The organism is Sphaerisporangium rufum, assembly GCF_016863395.1.
In the GTDB taxonomy this organism is placed as follows: Bacteria; Actinomycetota; Actinomycetes; order Streptosporangiales; family Streptosporangiaceae; genus Sphaerisporangium; species Sphaerisporangium rufum.
In genome coordinates, this window is sequence record NZ_BOOU01000067.1 from 1 (window position 1) to 22,497 (window position 22,497).

14 protein-coding genes and 1 tRNA gene are annotated in these 22,497 nt (G+C 70.7%); 7 read left to right on the forward strand and 8 right to left on the reverse strand.

What is annotated here, in order from left to right; genetic code table 11:
- From Sru01_RS36325 to Sru01_RS24415, 3 genes are all read right to left on the reverse strand, one after another.
- Window positions 1–468: chaplin family protein (locus Sru01_RS36325; RefSeq protein ID WP_203990137.1), on the reverse strand; the 468-nt coding region annotated here is incomplete at its 3' end.
- A 306-nt stretch (window positions 469–774) separates the two neighbouring features.
- Window positions 775–1,359, reverse strand: coding sequence for a hypothetical protein (locus Sru01_RS24410; RefSeq protein ID WP_203990139.1), 585 nt, complete (start codon window positions 1,357–1,359; stop codon window positions 775–777).
- Window positions 1,360–1,594: 235 nt separating this feature from the next.
- Window positions 1,595–2,893, reverse strand: a complete 1,299-nt coding sequence (locus Sru01_RS24415) for a M20/M25/M40 family metallo-hydrolase (protein ID WP_203990141.1) — start codon at window positions 2,891–2,893, stop codon at window positions 1,595–1,597.
- Window positions 2,894–3,071: 178 nt separating this feature from the next.
- On the opposite strand from Sru01_RS24415, the gene Sru01_RS24420 reads away from it, so the two are divergent.
- Window positions 3,072–3,157: transfer RNA gene (locus Sru01_RS24420), tRNA-Leu, on the forward strand.
- 205 nt (window positions 3,158–3,362) lie between these two features.
- Here the strand turns inward: Sru01_RS24420 and Sru01_RS24425 are convergent.
- On the reverse strand, window positions 3,363–5,417 hold the full coding sequence (locus Sru01_RS24425; protein ID WP_203990143.1) for an alpha-galactosidase: 2,055 nt from the start codon (window positions 5,415–5,417) through the stop codon (window positions 3,363–3,365).
- Window positions 5,417–7,864 carry a glycoside hydrolase family 2 protein gene (locus tag Sru01_RS24430; RefSeq protein ID WP_203990145.1) on the reverse strand — a complete coding sequence of 816 codons (2,448 nt, stop codon included), beginning with the start codon at window positions 7,862–7,864 and terminating at the stop codon, window positions 5,417–5,419. The genes Sru01_RS24425 and Sru01_RS24430 overlap by 1 nt, the downstream gene beginning before the upstream one ends.
- 561 nt (window positions 7,865–8,425) lie before the next feature.
- On the opposite strand from Sru01_RS24430, the gene Sru01_RS24435 reads away from it, so the two are divergent.
- The 6 genes from Sru01_RS24435 (at window position 8,426) to Sru01_RS24460 (ending at window position 17,382) form a co-directional block, all read left to right on the forward strand.
- The gene (locus Sru01_RS24435) at window positions 8,426–9,988 is read left to right on the forward strand and encodes an ABC transporter substrate-binding protein (protein WP_203990147.1); all 1,563 of its coding nucleotides are present in this window, start codon (window positions 8,426–8,428) and stop codon (window positions 9,986–9,988) included.
- A 4-nt stretch (window positions 9,989–9,992) separates the two neighbouring features.
- Window positions 9,993–10,988, forward strand: a complete 996-nt coding sequence (locus Sru01_RS24440; RefSeq protein ID WP_203990149.1) for an ABC transporter permease — start codon at window positions 9,993–9,995, stop codon at window positions 10,986–10,988.
- Window positions 10,985–12,748, forward strand: a complete 1,764-nt coding sequence (locus Sru01_RS24445; protein WP_203990151.1) for a dipeptide/oligopeptide/nickel ABC transporter permease/ATP-binding protein — start codon at window positions 10,985–10,987, stop codon at window positions 12,746–12,748. Before Sru01_RS24440 ends, Sru01_RS24445 begins: the two co-directional genes overlap by 4 nt.
- The gene (locus tag Sru01_RS24450) at window positions 12,745–13,602 is read left to right on the forward strand and encodes an ABC transporter ATP-binding protein (protein ID WP_203990152.1); all 858 of its coding nucleotides are present in this window, start codon (window positions 12,745–12,747) and stop codon (window positions 13,600–13,602) included. Before Sru01_RS24445 ends, Sru01_RS24450 begins: the two co-directional genes overlap by 4 nt.
- Window positions 13,603–13,644: 42 nt before the next feature.
- The gene (locus tag Sru01_RS24455) at window positions 13,645–15,147 is read left to right on the forward strand and encodes a cellulase family glycosylhydrolase (RefSeq protein ID WP_203990154.1); all 1,503 of its coding nucleotides are present in this window, start codon (window positions 13,645–13,647) and stop codon (window positions 15,145–15,147) included.
- Between the two features lie 207 nt (window positions 15,148–15,354).
- The gene (locus tag Sru01_RS24460) at window positions 15,355–17,382 is read left to right on the forward strand and encodes a beta-galactosidase (RefSeq protein ID WP_239137704.1); all 2,028 of its coding nucleotides are present in this window, start codon (window positions 15,355–15,357) and stop codon (window positions 17,380–17,382) included.
- A gap of 64 nt (window positions 17,383–17,446) precedes the next feature.
- On the opposite strand, the gene Sru01_RS24465 is transcribed toward Sru01_RS24460, so the two are convergent.
- The 3 genes from Sru01_RS24465 to Sru01_RS24475 form a co-directional block, all read right to left on the reverse strand.
- Window positions 17,447–18,664: an ROK family transcriptional regulator gene (locus Sru01_RS24465; protein ID WP_203990156.1), complete on the reverse strand. Its 1,218-nt coding sequence runs from the start codon at window positions 18,662–18,664 to the stop codon at window positions 17,447–17,449.
- Window positions 18,665–18,831: 167 nt separating this feature from the next.
- Window positions 18,832–20,679: a glycoside hydrolase family 9 protein gene (locus Sru01_RS24470; protein ID WP_239137705.1), complete on the reverse strand. Its 1,848-nt coding sequence runs from the start codon at window positions 20,677–20,679 to the stop codon at window positions 18,832–18,834.
- A gap of 406 nt (window positions 20,680–21,085) precedes the next feature.
- Window positions 21,086–22,387, reverse strand: coding sequence for an acyl-CoA dehydrogenase family protein (locus Sru01_RS24475; RefSeq protein WP_203990158.1), 1,302 nt, complete (start codon window positions 22,385–22,387; stop codon window positions 21,086–21,088).
- Between the last annotated feature and the right edge of the window lie 110 nt (window positions 22,388–22,497).

Sequence of the window (22,497 nt, forward strand, 5' to 3'; positions counted from 1 at the left end):
CGCGACCACCTGGTTGCCGCCCAGCACGCTGTGCCGGCCGTCGGTCCGGTTGCCACCCGCACCGCCACCACCGCCGCCGCGGACCGAGGCGCCACCCTCGCAGCCTGCGTCCGACCGTCCCACCAGGGAGACGGCGTTGCCGCAGGCGTTGATCGGCGCGGTGATCGGCGCGACCACCTGGTTGCCGCCCAGCACGCTGTGCCGGCCGTCGGTCCGGTTGCCGCCGGCGCCGCCGTCCCCGCCGCCCTGGACGGACGCGCCGCCCCGCGAGGACGCGGTCGACTCGCCGAGCACGGCCACCGCGTTGCCGCTGACGTCGACGGGAAGGGTGATGGGGGCCTTGATCTGGTTGCCGCCGCCGACCGAGCCGGAACCGTCGGTGTCGGCCAGGGCCGGGCCGTTGCCGAGCGTCATCACGGCCAGTGCGAGTAGAGCAGCGGGAGCGGAGCCCTTCGCCCACGTACGCATACAGATGCTCCTTGATTCGGGGGGATGTTTCATGACATGTCGCGCTTTCAGGGGCCGGCCGACCGGTCGGATGCGGCACGGCCGGCGGACCCACGACGGACCGCACCACCGGACCACGGCCGTCACGAAGGGCCGGAAGGTGGAGAAAGGTGAGATGAGACGGCACGCGCGCGTACGGCACCGCCGGGGGCGGCGGAGGTCGCCAGTGGGATCTCCACCGGCCGCCACGGTCCACCATCGATGGGCGGACCATCGGTCAAGCGGCCGATACGAGATCCGGACGGCCGCGCCGGCTCGGTGCCCCGATCAGTCGGGGGAGAAAGAAGGATCGTCCACGGCCGGGCGGACGACGGGGATCGTCGCGCTCGCCGTCCGGGCGGGCGCGATCATGAGCCGCGGGTCGAACCCCGACCGCGCGACATCCCCGAAAGCCGGCCCGGACGGGCCGGAGCCGCCACCACGGGGCACGAAACCGTTCGCCCCCGCCGAATGGTCGGCGCTCGCCGGCTCGGGTGCGGCCGGCGTCGACTGGCTGGTCAGCCCGTCGACGCGCCGCCCGACCATCGCTCCGGCATCGGCCGGAGCACTGTCGCCCGCCGTGGGGAAACCGCCGGCCGACGCCGGCCCGGGGGCGACATGAGGAACCGCGGAGCCTTGACGGCGCACCTCGCGAGTATCGGTGACCTCCATGTCGGCGGCCGCTTGCCAGGCGGCGCCGATTTCATGGGAGGCCTCGGTGGCCGGGACGCGACCCGCCGGAACGGTGACCTCCGCCGCGGCGGGATCCGCGCCGACGACGGCGAGCACGACACCGGCCAGCCAGCCGAGGAGGATCAGGCCGCCGGCGGCGAGCAGCCGATCGAGCAGGTGGCCGGCCACGACCCGTGCCATCCGGCGCACCCGCGCGATGATCGCTGCGGACCGGTCCCCCCGGAAGGTTACGGGCACGCACCGGACGAGGGCGGATGATCCACCCAGAGTCCACCCTTCCGGTGTGCGTGCCACGTAACCTCCCGAGCTCCTCGGCCGACCCGCCCTGAACGAGCCGGCCGCGGGAACCAACCCCTCAACGGAAAGTCACCGTAGCAGTACGCCACGTGATGGCAACCACTTTTCGAGGAACTCGTCAGCAGCCGTCCAGGAAACGGTCAAGAACCCGGACGCCGAACTTGAGCGAATCCACCGGAACCCGCTCGTCTATCCCGTGAAACATGCCGGAGAAGTCAAGGTCGGCCGGCAACTTGAGCGGAGCGAACCCGAAGCCCCGGATGCCCAGGCGGCTGAAGGCCTTGAGGTCCGTACCGCCGGACAGCGTGTAGGGCACGGCCCGTGCCGACGGATCCTCCGCGAGGAGCGCCTCGGACATCGCCCGCACCAGAGATCCCTCGAAAGCGGTCTCGACCGCGATGTCGTGGTGCACGAACTCCCGCGTCACGTTCGGGCCGAGCAGTTCGTCGATCGTGGCGAAGAACTCCTGCTCGTACCCGGGCAGGAACCGCCCGTCCACGTGCGCCGTCGCGGTCTGCGGGATGACGTTGGCCTTGTACCCCGCGTCCAACATCGTCGGATTCGCGGTGTTCTTCAGCGTCGCCCCGATCATGCGGGCCAGCGGGCCCAGCTTGGCGGCCGTCGCCTCGGCGTCCCCGGCCTCCACCTCGATACCGAACGCCTCCTGGAAGAAGGCCGACACGGTCGGCGTCAGCCGGACCGGCCACTCGTACCGCCCGATCCGGCCCACCGCCTCAGCGAGCTCGGTGACGGCGTTCTCGGCGTTCAACATCGACCCGTGCCCGGCGCGCCCGGCGGCGGTCAGCCTCATCCAGGCGATGCCCTTCTCCGCGGCCTCGATCAGGTAGAGCCGCCGCTGCTCGTCCAGCGACACGCTGAACCCGCCCACCTCGCCGATCGCCTCGGTGCACCCCTCGAACAGGTCGCCGTGATGCTCGGCCAGCCACTGCGCGCCGTACGCGCCGCCGGCCTCCTCGTCGGCGGTGAAAGCCAGCACCACGTCACGCGGCGGACGGCGCCCCTCGGTCAGGCGCTGCCGCACCACCGCGAGGATCATGGCGTCCATGTCCTTCATGTCGACCGCGCCCCGCCCCCAGACGCACCCGTCGGCGATCTCCCCGCTGAGCGGATGATGCGTCCAGTCACCGGCGTTGAACGGGACCACGTCCAGGTGCCCGTGCAGCAGCAGCGCGTCCCGGCCGGGGTCGGTGCCCTCGATGCGCGCGATCACGCTGGTCCGCCGGTCGTCGCTTTCCAGCAGCCGCGGCTCCAGGCCGACCTCGGCCAGCTTGCCGGCGACGTACTCGGCGGCGGCCCGCTCCCCAGGCCCCGCGTTGTCTCCGGCGTTCGTCGTGTCGATGCGGATCAGGTCGCGGCACAGTCCGACGACCTCCTCCTCACCGTTGAACGAGGTCATGGCTGCTCCTTCGGGTCGGATTCCGGCTCACCTGCCCATCCTGCCGCCGTACCCCGCAAGGGCGCATCCGGCATCCTTCCCGCCCATGGCCTGTCCAGATGGCGGTATGACGCAGTGCCCGGAGTTTGCTAACCTAGTGCAGCCGACGCGGAGAGACGTCTTCCCGTGCAGGCACCACGTCCGGGTGGCGGAATAGGCAGACGCGCTAGCTTGAGGTGCTAGTGCCCTTCACGGGGCATGGGGGTTCAAGTCCCCCCTCGGACACAAACCGGTACCCATGTGGTCCTGGTCGCCGGAAGCGGTGACCAGGACTTTTCGTTGTGCGGGTTGGCAGGCCGGCCGTGGGCGTACGCCGACATCGCCTTCGCCTCCCGTCTGCCCCCCGGCTCTGATCACGATTCGCCGGTCCGGCCATCAACTGCCACCCCGCGGTGACCTTGCCGCTCGAACTTCCCCGCCGCCCCGCGGATCAGACGCGGTGGCACAGGAACAGGAAGGCGGTACCCGGTCTGTCGGCGAGCCGCGGGGCGGGCAGGCCGACAGCGGCGAGGGCGCGACCGGTGAGGCGTATCTGACCCGACGCCCAGTCGGGGCGGCGGTCGGGCGGTCCGGATACCTGGCCGGGAATGACCTCGACGACGTACTCCGCGTCGGGGTCGAGGCCCGGGAGTCGCATCGGCGCTGTCCGCTCTTCGACGGTGGTCTCCAACTGCACGTAGGCGTACACGGCCCGGCTCCGGTCGAGCGCGACGATGCCGTGGACCCACGCGGCGGGGTCGGGATGGTCGGCCCGCACCACCTCACCGGTGTGCAGCAGCGGGCGCAGTTCCTTGTACAGGGCGATCCACCCGGCCAGCGCGGCCCGCTCGGCAGGGGGCCACGCGGTGATGTCGGCCTCGATCCCGGCATGTCCGAACAAGGCGGTGGCGGCCCGGAAATCGAGCGTGGTGGCGCGCCCGGTGAGGTGGGACGAGGGGGAGCCGACGTGCGAGCCGATCAACTCGTACGGTAGCAGCAGGCTGGTCCAGCGCTGGATGTGCTGCCGTTCGATGGGGTCGAGGTTGTCCGAGCCCCAGACGCGGTCGGTGCGTTCCAGGATGCCGAGGTCGGCTCGGGCGCCGCCGGAGGAGCACGACTCGATCTCCAGGGTGGGGAACCGGTCGCGCAGATCGTCCAGCAGCCGGTAGACGGCCTCGGTCTGCGTATGAGTACCGGGCACGCCTTCGTGCACGGGCTCGGCCAGGTCGCGGTTGTGATCCCACTTGATGTAGTCGATTCCGTACTCGGCCACCAGGTCGCCGATCCGGTCCAGCAGGTAGGCGTACACTTCGGGGCGCGCCAGGTCAAGGGTGTGCTGGTCGCGCCGGGGCAGCGGCCAGCGCCGCGAGTCGGCCAGCAGCCAGTCCGGATGGGCACGGACCAGGTCGGAGTCGACGTTCGCCATCTCAGGTTCGAGCCACAGCCCGAACTGCATGCCGTGCTCGCGCACCCGGTGGACCAGTTTGTGGAGGCCGTTCGGCCAGACGGTCTCGTCCACGTACCAGTCACCGAGACCCGCGTCGTCGCTCCTGCGGTGGCGGAACCAGCCGTCGTCGACGACGAACCGCTCGGCACCCACCTCCGCCGCGACGTCGGCGAGCGCGAGCAGGCGGTCCTCACGGTGGTCGAAGTAGACCGCCTCCCAGGTGTTCATCGTCACCGGACGCGCCGACCTCGGGTGGGTCGGCCGGGCGCGCACCATGGCGTGGAACCGGCGGCTCAGCCCGTCCAGACCGGCGTCGGAGGTGGCGAAGTACACCCACGGCGTGCTGTACGACTCCCCTTGGCCGAGTCGTACCTCGCCGGGTTCGAGCAACTCGCCGGCGGCGAGCACGCCGTTCCCCTCGGGGAGCCGTTCGACGTACTGGACGTGGTTACCGCTCCAGGCGACGTGCACCGCCCACACTTCGCCGGTCCGGAACCCGAACCCCGGAGTGCCGGCGATGAGCGGGCCGGCGTCGAACCAGGTCCGACCGCGGCGGTTCTCTCGTGACCAGGCGCCCTGCCGCAGCGGCGCCCGCTGCGGAGACCGCTCCCTGGCCCAGCGGCCGGCGAAGTCGAGCACCTCCCCGGCCTGTGCGGGCAGCGGCATAAGGCAGGCCAGGCGGTCCAGCGTGTACGGCGAGGTGGCGGTGTTGAGGAGTGTGTGCCGCATCCGCAGCACACCCTGCGGCGTCAGCTCGATCTCGGTGGCCAGGTCCAGCCCGCAGCCGGGGTCCGTGGCAAGGGCCTCGACCCGGCTTCCGCGCACGGTGACGGCCTGGGCCAGGGTGAACCGGGGGGGCCGCCAGCCGCCGTCGTGGCGTCCGGACAGGACCGGCCGGCCGAACCAGCCGTCGCCTTGGCTCGGCACCACGTCCTGGCCGGGCACCGGCGGAAGCCAGGTGAGCGGTCCTGGGTTGACACCCCAGTGCAACACGCGCGGCGTACACGGGCCGGCGAGGTCGAGGACGACGCCGACGTCGTCCGCGGACAGGACGATCATCAAAGCTCCAGACCCGTCAGCTCGTTGGCGCTGCGCAGCACGCCGGGAGCGGCGAGGGCGGACGGGTCGTCCAGCACCGCGGAGGTTCGCACGAGGAAGGTGTGTGATCGTCCGGCCGGCAGGGAGACCAGCATGTCGTCCACCACCGCGTCGGCGGCGACCTTGTCGGGCAGCAGTGCGATATCGCGGGTGAAGGAGACCGCCCGCACCCCGACCCGATAGCCGCCGGGCACCCTCTCGACGGTCGTGGTGAGCGACGCGGGCTCGTACGCCAGGTCTCGGTCCTCCGCGAACAGGTGACAGGCGCGGACGGCGCCGGCGGCCATCACCAGCACCTCTCGCTCGGCGTCGGCCGGTTCGAGCAGGTCGCCGGGCAATTCGACGGACGCCACCGAGCGGGGTGGTACGGCGAGGGGCAGATCGGCGCCGGCCAGCACGTTTCCGGCGAACGTCTGCCGGATCGCGACCACCGTCCCCGTCCAGGTCTCGTCGTGGTCGTTGACGGCCATCAGCATGGTCCGGCCGTCCCTTGGCTGGACGGTGAGCAGCCGGGGTGCGAAGGCGTGCGTGAGGGCGTAGTAGAGGGGCTTGGGCCGTTCATCGCCGTCCACGGCCGCCCAGGACGTGACCGGCCAGCAGTCGTTGAGCTGCCACACCAGCGCCCCGGCCGTGCGCGGCCACCAGGAGCGGAAGTGCTCGATGCCGAACGCGACGGCGCGGGCCTGGTTGAGCTGTGCCGCCCAGTGCCAGCCCTCGAAGGAGGTGGGCACGGAAAGGTGCGGTTCCATCCCCCGGTCGAGCTTGAGGTTCCCGTTCTCGGCCTTCTGGTGGAGCAGGAATCCCGGGGAGGCCGGCGTCATCGGCTCGTCGTGGATCCACCTGGTCAGGGTGCGCCAGGTGGGCGGTCCCTGGAAGCCGAACTCGGCGCAGAAGCGCGGGACGCGGTCGCGGTAGTGCGTGTAGTCGGCCGAGTTCCAGACGGCCCATTCGTGCCTGGTGCCGTGATCGTCGCCATTCGGCGGCAGGCCGGCGGGCCCGTAAGGGCTGCCGGGCGCGTATGGCCTGGTGGGGTCGAGCTCGGCCACGATCCTTGGCAGCAGTTCGGTGTAGTAGCCGAGCCCCCAGGTGCGCCCCTGCAGCGTGTCGCGCCAGCCGGGCCACTCCTCGAAGGCCTCCAGATTCTCGTTGTTGCCGTTCCACAGTGCCAGCGAGGGATGGGAGGCCAGGCGGGTGACGTTCTCGCGCGCCTCGGCCTCGACCTCGCTCCGCAGCGGCTCCTCCTCCGCGTAGAAGGCGCAGGCGAAGGGGAAGTCCTGCCACACGAGCACGCCTCGCTCGTCGCAGACGTCGTAGAAGTCGTCGCTCTCGTAGATGCCGCCGCCCCAGACGCGCAGCATGTTCATGTTCGCGGCCACGGCCTGATCGACCCGGCGGCCGATCCGCTCACGGTCGACGCGGGTGAGGAAGTGGTCGTCGGGAATCCAGTTGGCGCCCTTGGCGAAGACGGGCCTGCCGTTGACGACGAAGGTGAACCCGCTGCCGATGTGGTCGGGCTCGGTCTGGAGGGTGATCGTGCGGAAGCCGACGCGGCGCCGCACGACGTCCACCGGCCGGTCTTCGTGGAGGAGCGTGACCGTCAGGTCGTACAACGGCTGGTCGCCGTAGCCGGCCGGCCACCACAACCGCACCTGCGGTGCCAGCACGGTGACGGTGGCCGCGCCGCCGGATACCGGCTCCTGCTCGGAGCGGTCTCCCACGTCGACCGTGATGCTGTAGTCACCGTCGCCGGCATGGTCGAGTTCCACGTGGACCTCGACGCGGCCGGCGCCGTCCGGGTCCACGGTCACCAGCGGGCGTACCTGGGAGAGCCGGGCAGTGCGCCAGCGCTCCAGCCGTACCGGCTTCCAGATGCCGGCGGTCTGCAGGTCGGGGCCCCAGTCCCAGCCGAATGAGCAGGCCATCTTTCGGATGGCGTTGTAGGGATGCGGGTATGCGCGCTTGCGCGAACCCAGCGTCTCCTCCATCTGCTCGGCATGGTTCAGGGCGGAGTGGATCGCCACCACGAGTTCGTTCGCGCCGTCCCGCAGTATCTCGCCCACATCGAAGCGATATCCGCGATGCATGTTGGCGGTGCGGCCGAGCGGCCTGCCGTTGAGACGTACCGTCGCGACCGTGTCGATGCCGTCGAATACCAGGTCGACCCGCTCTCCGGCCCGCCCGGCCCGGGTCTGGAAGGTCGTCGTGTACGTCCAGTCGGCGCGGTGCATCCACACCAGTTCGGCCTCGTTCCGGTCCAGGTACGGGTCGGGGATGAGGCCGGCCGCCATGAGGTCGAGGTGCGAGCCGCCCGGCACCCGCGCCGGGATGTCGCGGCCGGCGACGGTATCCGGGATGTCCTCTCCGGCTGCCCGCAGGTGCCACCCTTCCTGCAACATCTCGCGGATCATTCGCCCTCTTCTCCCCGATACCGGCACTACGATCTCAGGAGTATTTCTTAGGTAAGTTACTGAAGTTAGTCAAGTGCCCTGCCGGGAGAAGGTGCCGGCGGAACGCCGAGATCGCGGGTCCGGCCGACCGTGGCACCGGCCGGCCGGCATGGCCGCCCGTACCCGCCGGCCCTGATGGCGCCCAGGTGGCGGACCGTTCGCTCAGGTGCGGCCGCGCCCTCGCCGCCGCACTCACCGCCCGGCCAGGCCGCGGATCCGCCCGCCACGGCGAGCCGTACCAGCCCGGCGCGACCGCCGGGAGCCGGGGAACCGGCCGTACCACCTCCGCTGAAACTTCCATGGGCATTGACTTACTTAAGTGGACGAACTAACAATGCTCACCATCGTTCGAGAGGACCAGCTGCCATGTCCATGAAGACCCCACGCGCGTTCACCCGCGTAGCCGCCGGGTTCGCCGCGTCCATAGTCGTCGCCGGTTGCTCCTCGTCCGCGGGTGCACCGGGACAGGCGGCCGGAGCGTCGTCCGGAGCCGGGGGCTCGGCGGGAGCCTCGAAGCCCCTGGTGGTCTACACCGGCGCGACCGGCGACATCCAGCCCATCTTCAACCCCTACCTGCCGGGTTCCCTCGGCGGCGGGGGCATGATCTTCGAGTCGTTGTTCTTCTACAACATCGTCCGCAACGAGGCGCCCCGGCCCCGGCTCGGCGAGAGCTTCTCCTGGAACGACGACGGCACGGAGCTGTCGATCACGCTGCGCAGCGGCGTCAATTGGTCCGACGGCCGGCCGTTCACCGCCAAGGACGTCGTGTTCACCCTGAACATGATCGCGAAGTACAAGGCCCTGAACAACACGGGCTACCGGGGCAAGGCGACCGCCACCGACGACACCCACGTAGTGATCAAGTTCGATGAGCCGTCCTTCCTGGACGGCCCGCAGATACTCGGCCGGATCTGGATCGTGCCCGAGCACAAGTGGAAGGACTTCCCGGACCCCACCAAGGAGCAGCTCCGAGAGGCCGTCGGCACCGGGCCCTACCTGGTCGACGATCTCAAGCCCCAGGCGTTCACGTTGAAGGCGAACCCCGGCTACCGGGACGGCGAACCCGCCGTGAAGAAGATCCGTTTCCCCTCGCTGTCGGGCAACCAGTCCGGCGCCACCGCCCTCAAGGCGGGCCAGATCGACTGGCAGACCGGACCGGTGCCGGACATCGCGAACGTGGAACAGAGCTACCCCGGGTACAAGCTGATCATCACCCCGCTGAACCAGATGGTGATGGACACCTGCGCCAACGCCGACCTGGGATGCAAGGGCCCGCAGACCGACCCCGCCGTCCGCCAGGCGATGTACTACGCCGTCAACCGGACCCAGTTGAACGCGCTGGCCTTCGAGAACACCAGCGCCGAGATCTCGCCGAGCATGGCGCTGGTGCAGCGGGACCAGGCGGTGATGTCCGGCCGGCTGCAGAACAAGGTCGCGCCGATGCAGCCGGATCCGGCCAAGGCGCAGCAGATCCTCGAAAGTGCGGGCTACGCGAAGGGCGCCGACGGGATCTACGCCAAGGACGGCAAGCCCGTCAAGCTGACGCTCAAGACGGTCGCCGGATGGACCGACTACATCACCGCGGCCGACACGCTGAGCCAGCAGCTGGCGAAGTCCGGTATCAAGGTCACCGCGCAACAGCTGTCGTACAACGAATGGGCCGGTGCGCGACAGCGCGGCGACTTCCAACTGATGCTCGACTCGCTGTTCCAGGGCCCGGCCGCCGACCCGTTCTACGTCTACAGCTACTTCTACAGCACCGACAGCACCGACAAGGTCGGCGGGGCGGCCGGCAACAATGTCAGCCGCTTCTCCGATCCTGAGGTGGACAAGGCCCTCGCCGAACTGAAGAAGATCGACATATCGGACACCGCTCCGCGGCAACCGTACTTCGACACGATCCAGACGCGCATCGAGCAGGCGATGCCCTACATCCCGCTGCTCACCCAGGGGACGATCAACATCTACAACGCCGGGAAGTTCACCGGCTGGCCGGCCAAGGAGGACCTGTACGCCTTCCCGGCGGCCTGGCAGGCGCCGGACGCCTCGGAGATCTACCTCCGGCTCAAGCCCACCGGCAAGTGATCCGATGCGGTACTACCTCCGCAAGTTCGGTTTCTACCTGGCCGCCCTGTGGGCGGCGGTCACGCTGAACTTCTTCATCCCCCGGATGATGCCCGGCGACCCGGTGAGCATCCTGATGGCGAAGCTGCAGCAGCGGGGCGGCTCGGTGAACCCCGAGGCCCGCAGAGCCTACGAACTGCTGCTCGGCACCGACACGGGTGAGCCGCTGGCCAGACAGTATCTGTCCTATCTCGGCAACATGCTGCACGGCGACTTCGGGATCTCGGTCAGCGCCTACCCGGTGCCCGTCTCGGAGGTCATCGCCACCTCCCTGCCCTGGACGGTCGTGCTGGTGGGCATCGCGACGGTGCTGTCGGTCCTGGTCGGCACCGGGCTCGGGATGCTGGTGGGATGGCGGCGGGGCACCTGGCTCGACGCGCTGGTGCCCGCCACCACGGTGCTGGCGGCGGTGCCGTACTTCTGGCTGGCGCTCGTCCTCGTCGCCGTGCTCGGCTCCGCGCTGGGCTGGTTCCCGCTCATCGGCGGCTACGACGTCGACTTCACCCCCGGGTGGAACCTCGACTTCCTCGGCTCGGCCGTCCATCACGGCGTCCTGCCCGCGCTGACGATCGTGATCTCGTCGGTGGGCGGCTGGCTGCTGGGAATGCGCAACATGATGGTGTCCACGCTGTCCGAGGACTACGTGCTCACCGCCACCGCGAAAGGGCTGCCGAACAGGCGCGTGATGATCTGGTACGCCGCCCGCAACGCGGCGCTGCCGTCGATCGCCGGGTTCGCCATCTCCCTCGGATTCGTGGTGGCCGGTTCCATCGTCACCGAGCAGGTCTTCTCCTATCCCGGCATCGGCTCGAAGCTGCTGGAGGCCGTGCAGAACAACGACTACGCGCTCATGCAGGGCATCTTCCTGGTCACGACCGTGGCGGTGCTCGGAGCCAACCTGGTGGTCGACCTGCTCTACAGCGTCATCGACCCACGGACCCGCGCGGGAGCGAACGCATGACCGATCTCGGTCCGGATTCCCCGGCGCCCCGGCGCGCCGTGCTGCCCCGGTCGTCGCCCAAGCTGGTCACCGGGCTCGCCCTGATCGCCGCGATCGCCCTTTTCGGCGTCGCCGGCCCGCTCTTCGTCGGCGAGCCGGGCGCGATCAACGACATCGGACTGGCTCCGCCCGGCGGAGGCCATCTCCTCGGCACCACGCAGCTGGGCCAGGATGTACTGGCCCAGATCGCGTACGCGACCAGGGGTTCGCTCTACATCGGCGTGCTCGTCGGCGTGATGGCCACGGTCCTGTCGGCGCTGTTCGGCATCGTGGGCAGCTACGTCGGCGGCGCGGTGGACGAGGCGTTCTCGCTGTTCTCCAACGTGATGCTGGTGATCCCCGGCCTCCCGCTGGTCATCGTCATCTCCGCGTTCGTGCCGCCCGAGCAGCGAGGCGCGTGGACCATCGCGGTGGTGCTCGCGGTCACCGGCTGGGCCGGGGCGGCCCGGGTGCTTCGCGCGCAGACGCTGACGCTGCGCAACCGGGAGTACGTCCTGGCCGCCCGCGTGGCGGGGGAGCCGGCGTGGCGGATCATCGTCGTCGAGATGCTGCCGAACCTCCTGCCGCTGCTGGCCTCCCAGTTCGTGTTCTCGGTGATCGCGGCGATCCTTTCCGAGGCGGGCCTGTCGTTCCTCGGGCTCGGCGCCTCGAATTCCTCCACCCTCGGCACGATGCTCTACTACGCCCAGAACGGTTTCGCGCTGCAACGCGGCGCGTGGTGGTGGTTCGTGCCGCCGGGCCTGATCATCGCACTGTTCGGGTGCGGTCTCGCACTGGTCAACTTCAGCATCGACGAGATCATCGACCCCAAGCTGCGCACCGTACCGCGCCGGATCCGGCAGCGGCGGCGCGCCCCGGCACCGGTGGAGCGGCCCGCGCCGGACACCGCGGTGAGCGTGCGGAACCTCTCGGTGACCTACGGGAACGCGGTGCCGGCGGTCAAGGACGTGTCGCTGGAGGTACGGCGGGGCGAGATTCTGGGCCTGGCGGGTGAGTCGGGCAGCGGGAAGACGACGCTCGCGTACGCGATCAACCGCCTGCACCGGCCGCCGGCGCAGGTCACCGCGGGGTCGGTCACCTTTCACGACCGGGACGGCGGGGACGTGGACGTGCTCGCCCTGCCGCCCGGCGAGCTGCGCGCCTTCCGGTGGTCCCAGCTGTCGGTGGTGTTCCAGGGAGCGATGAACTCGCTGAACCCGGTCATGACGATCCGAGCGCAACTGGAGGACGTACTCGCCACGCACCGCCCCCACCTGTCGCGGAGCGATCGCCGGGCGCGCTGTGCCAGGTCGCTGGAGTTGGTGGGTGTGGACCCGGCACGGCTGCGCTCCTATCCCCACGAGCTGTCCGGCGGCATGCGACAGCGCGTCATGATCGCGATGGCCATGCTGCTAGATCCGCAGGTCATGATCATGGACGAGCCGACCAGCGCCCTGGACGTGGTGGTACAGCGAGGCATCCTCCGCGAGATCCTGCGCCTGCGTGACGAACTGGGGTTCGCGATCGTGCTCATCACCCACGATCTACCGCTCCTCCTCGAGGTGAGCGACCGCATCGCCGTGATGCTGGGCGGGGAGATCGTCGAGTGCGCGGCGACCGAGGAGATCCTCGCCGGACCCCGCCATGCCTATACCCGGCGCCTGCTCGAATCGTTTCCCAGCCTCACCGGGGAGCGCGGCGCGTTCGTCCGCTCCGGTGAGGCCACCGGAGGTGCGCGGTGACCACGCTCGACGTCAAGGATCTCGTCAAGGATTTCCGCATCCGAGACGGCCTGCGCGGCCGGCGGCTGCGGGCCGTGGACCGCGTGTCGTTCACGCTCACACCCGGCCGTACGGTCGCCCTGGTCGGCGAGTCGGGTTCGGGCAAGTCCACGATCGCCAGGATCATCGCCCGGCTCGAACGGCCCACCGCCGGACAGGTCGTCATGACGGACGAGGGCGGCGGCCGGGTGCCCGACCGGGACTATCGCGACCAGGTGCAGATGGTCTTCCAGGACCCGTTCTCCTCGCTGAACCCCTTCCACACCATCGAGCACCATCTGATCCGGCCACTGCTGCTGCACGGGCGGGCCCGGGCCGGCGCCGATGCCCGCAAGAAGGTCGCCGAACTGCTGGAACGGGTCAACCTGCCCGCACGCGACATCGCCCACCGCCGCCCGCACGAGCTGTCCGGCGGCCAGCGGCAGCGGGTCGCCATCGCTCGCGCGCTCGCGCCGGGGGCGAGGGTGATCGTGGCCGACGAACCCGTGTCCATGCTGGACGTCTCCATCCGGCTGGGCGTGCTGAACCTGCTGGCGCGCCTGCAACGCGAGGAGAACCTGGCCGTCCTCTACATCACCCACGACCTGGCCACCGCACGGCACTTCTCCGACGACATCCTCGTGCTCTACCGAGGCCGGGTCGTGGAGCGCGGCCCGGCGGACGAGGTCATCCTCGACCCACGGCACCCCTACACCCGGCTGCTGGCCGCCGCCTCGCCGAACCCGGAGGCGCGTGGCCGGTCTCTCGACATCGATGCGGCGGCTGTCGTGGCAGCCGGCGAGGCCCCCGCCTACGACCATCGGATCCAGTCGTGAGGCGGCAGATCCCCGGATCCACCAGGTAGCAGGAGGAGATCCATGAAACATCGCGTCGCGTTGGCCGCGGCGGCGGCCGTCGGCCTGGTGGCCGTGGGTGCCGCGCTCGTGAGCCCGCCGGCCTCCGCCGCCGGCAGCGGCTGTTCGGTGAAGTACAAGGTCGCCGGCGAGTGGCAGGGCGGCTTCCAGGGTGACGTCTCGATCACCAATCTGGGCGATCCGCTGACCGGCTGGACGCTGGAGTTCGACTTCCCCGACTCCGGGCAGCGCGTGAACAACGGCTGGAGCGCCGACTGGTCGCAGTCCGGCACGCACGTCACCGCCCGGAACATGAGCTGGAACGGCGCCCTGGCCGGCAACGCCTCGGTGTCCATCGGCTTCATCGGCGCGTGGGCCGGAGCCAACCCGGCGCCCACCGCGTTCAAGGTCAACGGTGTGGCGTGCGGCGGCGGCACGTCGACCCCCACCCCCACCCCCACCCTCACTCCCACGCCGACCCCCACCCCCACTCCGACGCCGCCGACCGGTCCCGCGCCGCGGTTGCGGGTGTCCGGCAACAAGATCGTCACCGCGGAGGGCAAGGCCTACCGGCTGCTCGGCGTCAGCCGCTCCGCCGGCGAGTACGCCTGCGTCCAGGGCAAGGGCACCTGGGACTTCGGCCCGGTGGACCAGGCCTCGGTGGACGCGATGAAGACCTGGAACATCCACGCCGTCCGCATCCCGCTCAACGAGGAGTGCTGGCTCGGCACGAACGGCTCGCCCGGCGGCGCCGCCTACCAGCAGGACGTCAAGGACTACGCGAACCTGCTGGTCGCCAACGGCATCACGCCGATCATCGACCTGCACTGGAACTGGGGACAGTTCACCGGCGTCTCCTGGGCGTGCACGGACACCACGGCGACCTGCCAGAAGCCGATGCCCGACGCGAAGTACGCCCCGCAGTTCTGGACCGGCGTGGCGAACGCCTTCAAGGGCAACGACGCGGTCGTCTTCGACCTGTTCAACGAGCCGTGGCCGGAGTACGGCACCGGCGACACCACCTCGGGCTGGAAGTGCCTGCGCGACGGCGGGAACTGCCCCGGCTTCACCTACGAGGTCGCGGGCATGCAGAGCCTGGTCGACGCCGTCCGGGCGACGGGGGCGACCAATATCGTCATGGTCGGCGGCCTCGCCTGGAGCAACGACCTGAGCCAGTGGCTGCAGTACAAGCCGAACGACCCGACCGGCAATCTGGTCGCCTCGTGGCACTCCTACAGCTTCAACTACTGCTCCAACGAAGCCTGCTGGGACAGCCAGATCGCCCCGCTCGCCGCGAAGGTCCCCGTGGTGACCGGCGAGTTCGGCGCGGACAACTGCGGCTACGACTACATGGACCGGCTCACCAGGTGGGCCGACAAGAACGGCGTCTCGTACCTGGCCTGGACCTGGAGCCCGTGGGGTTGCAGCAGCGGCGCGGTGCTGATCAAGGACTACGACGGCACCCCCGAGCCGGGCATCGGGGTGGGCTACCGGGCCCACCTGCTCACCCAGAACCCGTACGCGTGACCATCTGTCCCGACCGCAGGTGACCGCGCCGGGCCCGGCCATCGGACCGTGATGGCCGGGCCCTTCCGGCGAATACCGTCCCAGAGCCCGCGCCCGGCCACCCGAACGCCCTGGCCTCGCCCGGTTCTCATCACGCACCGCTTGATCTCCACCGCCCTGTCATGATCCGTCGCCACCGAAGCGCGGCGACTCACCGAGGAGTGCCATATGGCCGACCCACGCATGGACGCCTTCCGGAGCCGGCTCGGCGGCCTGGCCTACGGAGGCGACTACAACCCCGAGCAGTGGGACCGCGCCACCTGGCGGGAGGACGTCCGGCTCATGCGCGCGGCCGGGGTGAACCTGGTCTCGCTGGGGATCTTCGCCTGGGTCTCGATCGAACCGGAGCCCGGAAGGTACGAGTTCGACTGGCTCGACGAAGTCATGGACCTCCTGCACGAGGGCGGTGTCAGCGTCAACCTGGCCACCCCCACCGCCGCGCCGCCCGCCTGGCTCACCCGGCTGCACCCGGAAGTGGTCCCCATCATGGAGGACGGCCGGCCGCTCGGCCTGGGCAGCCGCCAGCACTTCGACCATTCCTCCCCCATCTACCGTCACTACGCGGCGACCATCGCCACCCGGCTCGCCGAGCGCTACTCCTTTCACCCGGCCCTGGCGATGTGGCACGTCAACAACGAGTACGGCCCCACCTCCTACAGCGAAGCCGCCGCGGCCGGCTTCCGCCGCTGGCTCCGGCGCAGGTATCACGACCTCGACACCCTCAACGACGCCTGGACCACCCGCTTCTGGGGCCAGGTCTACACCGAATGGGCGCAGATCGAGGTGTCCAACGTCATGGGCGTCTGGATGAACCCCGCTCGCCGCCTCGACTTCCGGCGCTTCACCTCCGACGCCCTGCTCGAGTGCTACCTCGCCGAGCGCGACATCCTCCGCTCCTTCCGCGACGACATCCCCATCATGACCAACCTGATGCCCTGCTATCCGCACGCCGACTACTGGAAGTGGGCGCCCGAGCAGGACGTCGCCGCCCTCGACATCTATCCCGACCCCGGCCACCCCGACGCACACATATCGTCCGCCTTCCACTACGACATGTGCCGCTCGCTCAAAGCCGGCCGGCCGTGGATGGTCATGGAGCAGGCCGCGAGCGCCATCAACTCCAGAGACGTCAACCTGGTCAGGGAGCCCGGGCGGATGCGGCTCGGCTCGCTGCAGGCACTGGCACGCGGTTCCGACTCGGTGATGTTCTTCCAGTGGCGGGCCGCCCGGGGCGGGCAGGAGCGGTTCCACTCCGCGATGGTTCCGCACTCCGGCCCGGACTCGCGGACCTTCCGCGAGGTCGCCGGCCTCGGCCGCGAGCTGGGACTCCTCGCCCCGGTGGCGGGCACGACCACGCGACGCGCGGACGTCGCGATCCTGTTCGACTGGGACGGCCGGTGGGGGCTTGAGGACACCGGGCGGCTGCCCCGCAACGACTTCGACTACACCGGCGTCGTCCTGCGCCACCACCGGCCGCTGTGGGAGCACCACCACCCGGTCGACGTCGTGTCGTCCAAGAGCGACCTGAATCCGTACCAGGTCCTGATCGTCCCCAACGCGTATCTGATCGACGACGAGGGGGCCGCGGCCGTCACCGAGTTCGCCCATGCCGGCGGCACGGTGGTGATGTCCTTCTTCTCCGGCGTCGCCGACGAGTGCGACCGGGTCCGCCCCGACGGGTATCCGGGGGCCTTCCGCCGGCTGATCGGGGCGAAGATCGACGAATACTGGCCGGCGCGTCCCGGCGAGCGGTTCGCGGTCCGGTTCGCCGACGGACGGACCGCCACCGCGAGCTGGTGGCGTGAGGACATCCATCTCGAAACCGGCAGCGCGCTGGCGACGTACGCCGACGGGCCGCTGGCGGGGCGCGCCGCGGTCGTCACGAACTCCTACGGCTCCGGACGGGTCGTCTACCTCGCGACCCTCCTGGAGGACGCCGCCTTCGACGCCGTCGTGCTGGACGCCGTGCGGAGCTCCGGCGTGGCGGATCCCTTCCCCGGCGTCCCCGCGCACGTCGAATGCACGGTACGGGAGGACGAGCGGAACGAACACCTCTTCCTGCTCAACCACCACCCTGACGTCCCGGTCACCGTTTCCCTGGACCGCCCGGGAACCGACCTTCTCACCGGCGCCCCGGCCGCCGGAGAGATCACCTTGGCCCCCCTCGGCGCCGCGGTCGTCCACCGGACCCGGTGACCCGCTTCTGTCCGATCACGCTCGGCAGGGGCCGGCGCCGGCGGTGAGCGACCACCCGCCGATGTCAGGCCCGGGCGTCCAGTTGCAGGGAGGCCATCTCGCTCTGCAGGACGAGTACGGCACCGCCGATCGCGGCCGCGTCCGATCCGCTGACCGAGGTGACCACGCGCACCGGGTGCGCCCGCCGGGCGAAGGTACGCCGTTGCACCTCCTCTTCGATCACTGACCGGTAGATCGGTCCGGCCGTGGCGAAACTGGGGCCGGCGAGCACGATCAGATCAAGGTCGAACAGGCTCGTCAGGGTGACGGCGGCGGTGCCGAGGTGGCGGGCGGAGCGCTCGATGAGGGCGCGCGCCGTAGGGTCTCCGGCGATGGCGGCGGTCGCGATCCGCGCGAACCCGGGCAGGACGTCGGTGGCGGCCGGACTGAGCCCCAGTCGCCGGCCGAGGCTCGGCTCCTCCAGCGCCTGGCCGATCACGGCGGCGGGCTCCGCGTAGTTCGCCAGGCAGCCGTAGTTACCGCAAGCGCAAAGTTCTCCGTTGATGTCGATGGTGATGTGGCCGATCTCGACACCGTTGGAGGAGACACCGCGGTACACCTCGCCGTCGACGACCACGCCCCCGCCGAGTCCGCTGGCCATGTAGAGGCAGCCGAAGGTGTCCTGCTCCACCGCGCCCAGCCAGTGCTCGCCGATCGCCGCGGCCGCCGCGTCGTTGTCGAGCAGCACCGGCTGGCCCAGGATCTCCGACAGGCGCGGCGCGACCGGGTAGCCGAACCATTCCGCGGTCGGCTGGTGAGTGAGCAGCACGCCCGCTTCCCGGTCTTGCGGCCCGTAGGTCGCCAGCCCCACTCCGAGCACCTTGCCTCGATCGACCCCGGCGGTGTCGAGCAGGGCGTCCACTCGCGAGGCCACCAGGGAGAGGGCCTGCTCCGGAGGCAGCAACGCCGTGCCGGGGAAGGAGGTCCTCGCCACCTGCCGCCCCGTCAGATCGACGATGACGATGACGCAGATGTTGCGTTCGAACAAGATGCCCACGGCGTACCGCGCATGCGGATTGAGCTGCAGCAGCGTCGGAGGCTTGCCGCCGGTCGATACGCCGCGCCCGACCTCCAGGACCAGCCCAAGGTCCATGAGCTCACGGACGACCTGGGTGATGGTCGCCGCCGTGACTCCGGTACTGGCGGCGAGCTCGACCCGGCTGATGGTGCGTGCCTTCCGGATGCTGTTGAGCACGGTACCGCGGGTTTTCGGCCTCCCGGCCCCGATGGGGCTGGTCGCCATTAGGCCTCCTCGAAGCCACCGACCGGCCACAGCTTGTGAGGGTGGTGGGACGTGTTCCAGGTGATGCAGCGCTGACGGTTCATTGGTCGATCGACAGCCATCCTCCCATCGTCCTGCGTGGTTCGCCGTATCCGGCCACTTCGCCGGCGGTGACGTCCGTCCGGGGATCACCTCGGCGACGTCAGGGTCAGCGCGTACAGGGCGACGGCCGCGAAATCGTCGGCCGGCTCGGACGTCTGCCAGGAGCGGACGTCGTCCACGAAGCGGCTGCCCCGCCCGGTGAACCTCTTGTACCGGTCGACCTTGCCGGGCGGGCAGGGCGGCATCTCGTCGAAGCGCTCGCCGAGCCCGTCGGCGAACAGCTTGGCGCCGTTGGGGCCGTTCACCACCGCGCCCGCGGCGGGCCTGCCGGTGATGTTGGCGATCTGGTGGTGGGGGCAGGCGATCGAGTGCTCCCCGACCTCGGCGATGAACGACACGCCCCACGGGTTCGTACCCTGCGCCCAGTTCCGCTGGCCGGTGCCGAAGGCGTCGTAGGAGCGGTCGCCGGTCACCGACCGGTACAGTCGCGAGGTGGCGGCCAGGCCGAAGGCGTGCGGCACGGAATCGAACTCGGCGTAGTCGGCCCCGGCCCGGAAGGGGTCGGCGGCGGCGCGCCGGGCGCCCGTCTCCAGCTGCGCGCGCAGCCCGGCGACCAGGCCGGCTTCGGACACGGCCAGGCCACTTGTCCCGGACCGGCGGATGGCCCTGATCAGGTCGGTGTGCGCCAGCGCGCTCACGTCGTACAGGTTGAACGTGTCGCCGGTCTCCTTGCCGAGGTACTCGGCGGCCCAGCGCGCGGCCTGGGCCAGCCAGCGGCCGGCGCGCGGGTCGCCGAGGCGCCGCGCGGCGAGCGCGAGTTGCGCACCGCCCAGCTCCATGTCGTCGCGCCAGACGCTCTCGGGGTAGAAGGCGTGCGGGAGCGAGGTCACGAGCCGCCCGACGCCGGTGGTCTTCGCCATGGCGTAGACGGAGGCGGCCTTGTCCAGCAGTTCCTCGGCCCGCTTGCGGGACGGCTCCAGCTGCGCGGCGAGCGCGAACGCGGCGGCGGTGCGACCGGCGAGGTTCGGGCTGATCGGCTTGCCGGGGGCGGCGGCGCGGAACAGCGGCCGGTGCCGGATGAACCGGCTCCTGCCGCCCTTGGCGGCGTCGTCGGCCTGCGGCAGCCGCCAGATGTCGTGGTCGCCGGCGAAGGTGCCCGCCTTGTCGCCCGCGCCGATGCCGACCTGGATGTACAGCGTCCTGGTCTTCTGGTCCCACATCTTTTCCAGGTACCGCAGGCCGTGGGCGGCCTCGGCGCGCAGGTGCGGGACATGCGTGCCGTCCCGTTCCGCGGCCCACAGCAGGGTGTCCACGTAGGAGAGGATGTGGGTGAACTTGAGGTAGTCGCCCGCGTCGAACCAGCCGCCCTCGGCGTCCACCGGGCCGCCGCCGATTCTGGTCAACCCGCCCTTGATCTGGTCGGTGTCCGGACCGGTGAACTTCGGCCAGGCGTAGACCGAGGCCGCCCGGTCGTTCAGGTGGCTCGGCCCGCCCCGCGCCGCCGCTCCGTCGCGCTGGAGGCCGAAGAAGTCCACGATCCGGCGGGCCGGGGCGGCCGGCAGCCCGGCGGCCACCTCGAACTCCGGGGAGGTCACCGCACCCACCTTGACCCGGTAGGCGCCGGGGGCCCGCAGCCGGGTCAGGTCCAGGTCGTGGACGTGCGGGTAGCGCGCGTTCCAGGCGCCCAGGTCGCGGCCGGTCGTCCCGGCCAGGACCGTGCGTCCGTGGCGGTCCACCACGCTGAAGCGGCCGGCGGCGCCGGTACCCGTCTTGGCGGTCATCAGGTAGGCGTGTTTGGCCTCGGCCGGCGCGAAGCCCACCTGGTCCACCCGGATGAAGGCCGCGGGGGCCGAGGCCGCGTGCGCGGGAGCGCCGGCCGCCAGGGCGGTGGTGAGCGTCGCGAGTGCGAGGGCGGCACGCATCGGTCTCGTCATCTGCTCATCCTGAAGTGGTCGTGGACTCGGTGGCCGGCGCTCTCCTCCGCGCCGAGCAGGTGCAGGCCGGCAGGCGCGGCGCCCGCCACGAGCGCGGCCGGGCGGAGCGGAACGGGACGACGGTACGGGCTCGATCGCCGCCTGCCAAGGCTGCTGCCCGGCCCGCCATGCGGCCACGATCAACCGTTCAATAGCTGGAGCAACCGGGCGGTTGCGCCATTTCGCCCGGCGCGTGCCTAACCTCCGCCAGGTCGTCTCGGGTCAGACGCCGCCGATCGACCGGCGCCCGGCCCGGCCGGGCCTCACCTCCAGTTGCCTGCGCGGCACGCTGGAGAACGCGACCAAGTAAGAGACGTGGGCCGGCCCGGGCCGTTCCCGGAAGGCGGACGCCACGGCCGGGCAGGTGTCAATGACGCCGCCGCGCCGGTTCGGGCGGTTCCGCGCGTTCGCGATGGGCGCCGGTACTGACGCCGCTGCCGGCGTCTCCGGCCTTACGCTCGTTGGCAGCAGCCTCCGGCAGTGCCACTTCCGCCGACCCGCCGAACCTTCCAGGACCGTCGCGCAGCACCCGGCGGGCCGTCGCCGTGATGTGCAGCTCATCGGGTCCGTCGAGGATGCCGGCCGTCCGGCCGGTGCGGAACAGCCTTGGTAGCGCGGTGTCGGGCCCCAGTCCTTCCGCACCGTGGACCTGGATGGCCGCATCGGTCACCTGCCGCAACATGCGGGCGGCCGCGACCTTGGCCAGGCCCGTCTCCGTTCTCGCGTCCAGCCCCGCGTCCAGGCGGGCGACGGCCTCGAAGACGAGCGGCCGGGTCGTCCTGATGGCGAGCAGCGCGTCGAAGACGAGCTGCTGAACGAGCTGGTGATCGGCCAGCCGTCCCGTTGCGGTCCGCCGGTCACGGGCTCGCCCGCACATGAGGGTGAAGGCGCGTTCGGCCTGGCCCAGCCAGCGGAGGCACCGAAGGAGACGGCTGAGCCGTACGCGCCGCGCCACCACGCGCAGGCCTTCGCCCTCCTCACCGGCGAGGTGGTCGGCCGGCACGCGCACGCCGTCCAAGGCGATCTCCCACTGACCACCGGCACCGAGGACGGGCAACTCGCGCACCACCCGAAATCCCGGCGAGGACGGGGAGACCAGCAACACCGACAGTCCGTTCTTGTCGGGTGGCGCGCCGGCCGTACGGGCGAGCACGGCGGCGAGGCCGGCACCGGCGACTCCGCTGACGAACCACTTGCCGCCGCGTAATGTCCAAGAGCCATCGGGCTCCCGGGTAGCGCGGGTCGTGGTGAGGGCCGGGTCGGATCCAGAGGTGCCCGGCTCGGTCATCGCGTTGCACAGCGACAGCCGCCCGTCGGCGACCTGCTCGCGGTAGGCGTCGTGCCCGGCCAGGGTCACCAGGTCGAGCAGCGCCGATCCGCCGAGCACGGCGGGGCCGTGGTCGCTGGCGCCTTCCGCCTCGGCCACGTGCGCGTACTCCAGCAGGGACAGTCCCGCCCCGCCCAGGTCGCGCGGGAGCGCCAGTCCCCACAGACCCTCGGTCCGAGCCTGCCGGCCGAGCCGCTCGGTCAGGTCCCGGGCGCGCCTGCCACCGGAATCGAACGTGTCCTCGTGCGGGACGATCCGATCGCGGACGAACGCGCTCACTCGCTCGCGCAGTGGGCGGACATGCGGCGGGCAGGCCGGTTCGCCCCATTCAAAGTCCGACATTGCAACCTTCCAGGCATTCCGGGAACTCGGCGAAATATCCGTACGACTCCTCCACGGGACACGTCGCCGAAAGACGCCGACGAGTTCCCACCCGGGGCATGCACAGCTCG

Excerpts from the sequence above, each read along its gene's own strand:
- Sru01_RS24410 (WP_203990139.1), bottom strand. The coding sequence starts at position 1,359 with ATGGCACGGGTCGTGGCCGGCCACCTGCTCGATCGGCTGCTCGCCGCC.
- Sru01_RS24415 (WP_203990141.1), bottom strand. The coding sequence starts at position 2,893 with ATGACCTCGTTCAACGGTGAGGAGGAGGTCGTCGGACTGTGCCGCGAC.
- Sru01_RS24425 (WP_203990143.1), bottom strand. The coding sequence starts at position 5,417 with ATGATCGTCCTGTCCGCGGACGACGTCGGCGTCGTCCTCGACCTCGCC.
- Sru01_RS24430 (WP_203990145.1), bottom strand. The coding sequence starts at position 7,864 with ATGATCCGCGAGATGTTGCAGGAAGGGTGGCACCTGCGGGCAGCCGGA.
- Sru01_RS24440 (WP_203990149.1), top strand. The coding sequence starts at position 9,993 with ATGCGGTACTACCTCCGCAAGTTCGGTTTCTACCTGGCCGCCCTGTGG.
- Sru01_RS24445 (WP_203990151.1), top strand. The coding sequence starts at position 10,985 with ATGACCGATCTCGGTCCGGATTCCCCGGCGCCCCGGCGCGCCGTGCTG.
- Sru01_RS24455 (WP_203990154.1), top strand. The coding sequence starts at position 13,645 with ATGAAACATCGCGTCGCGTTGGCCGCGGCGGCGGCCGTCGGCCTGGTG.
- Sru01_RS24460 (WP_239137704.1), top strand. The coding sequence starts at position 15,355 with ATGGCCGACCCACGCATGGACGCCTTCCGGAGCCGGCTCGGCGGCCTG.
- Sru01_RS24465 (WP_203990156.1), bottom strand. The coding sequence starts at position 18,664 with ATGGCGACCAGCCCCATCGGGGCCGGGAGGCCGAAAACCCGCGGTACC.
- Sru01_RS24470 (WP_239137705.1), bottom strand. The coding sequence starts at position 20,679 with ATGACGAGACCGATGCGTGCCGCCCTCGCACTCGCGACGCTCACCACC.
- Sru01_RS24475 (WP_203990158.1), bottom strand. The coding sequence starts at position 22,387 with ATGTCGGACTTTGAATGGGGCGAACCGGCCTGCCCGCCGCATGTCCGC.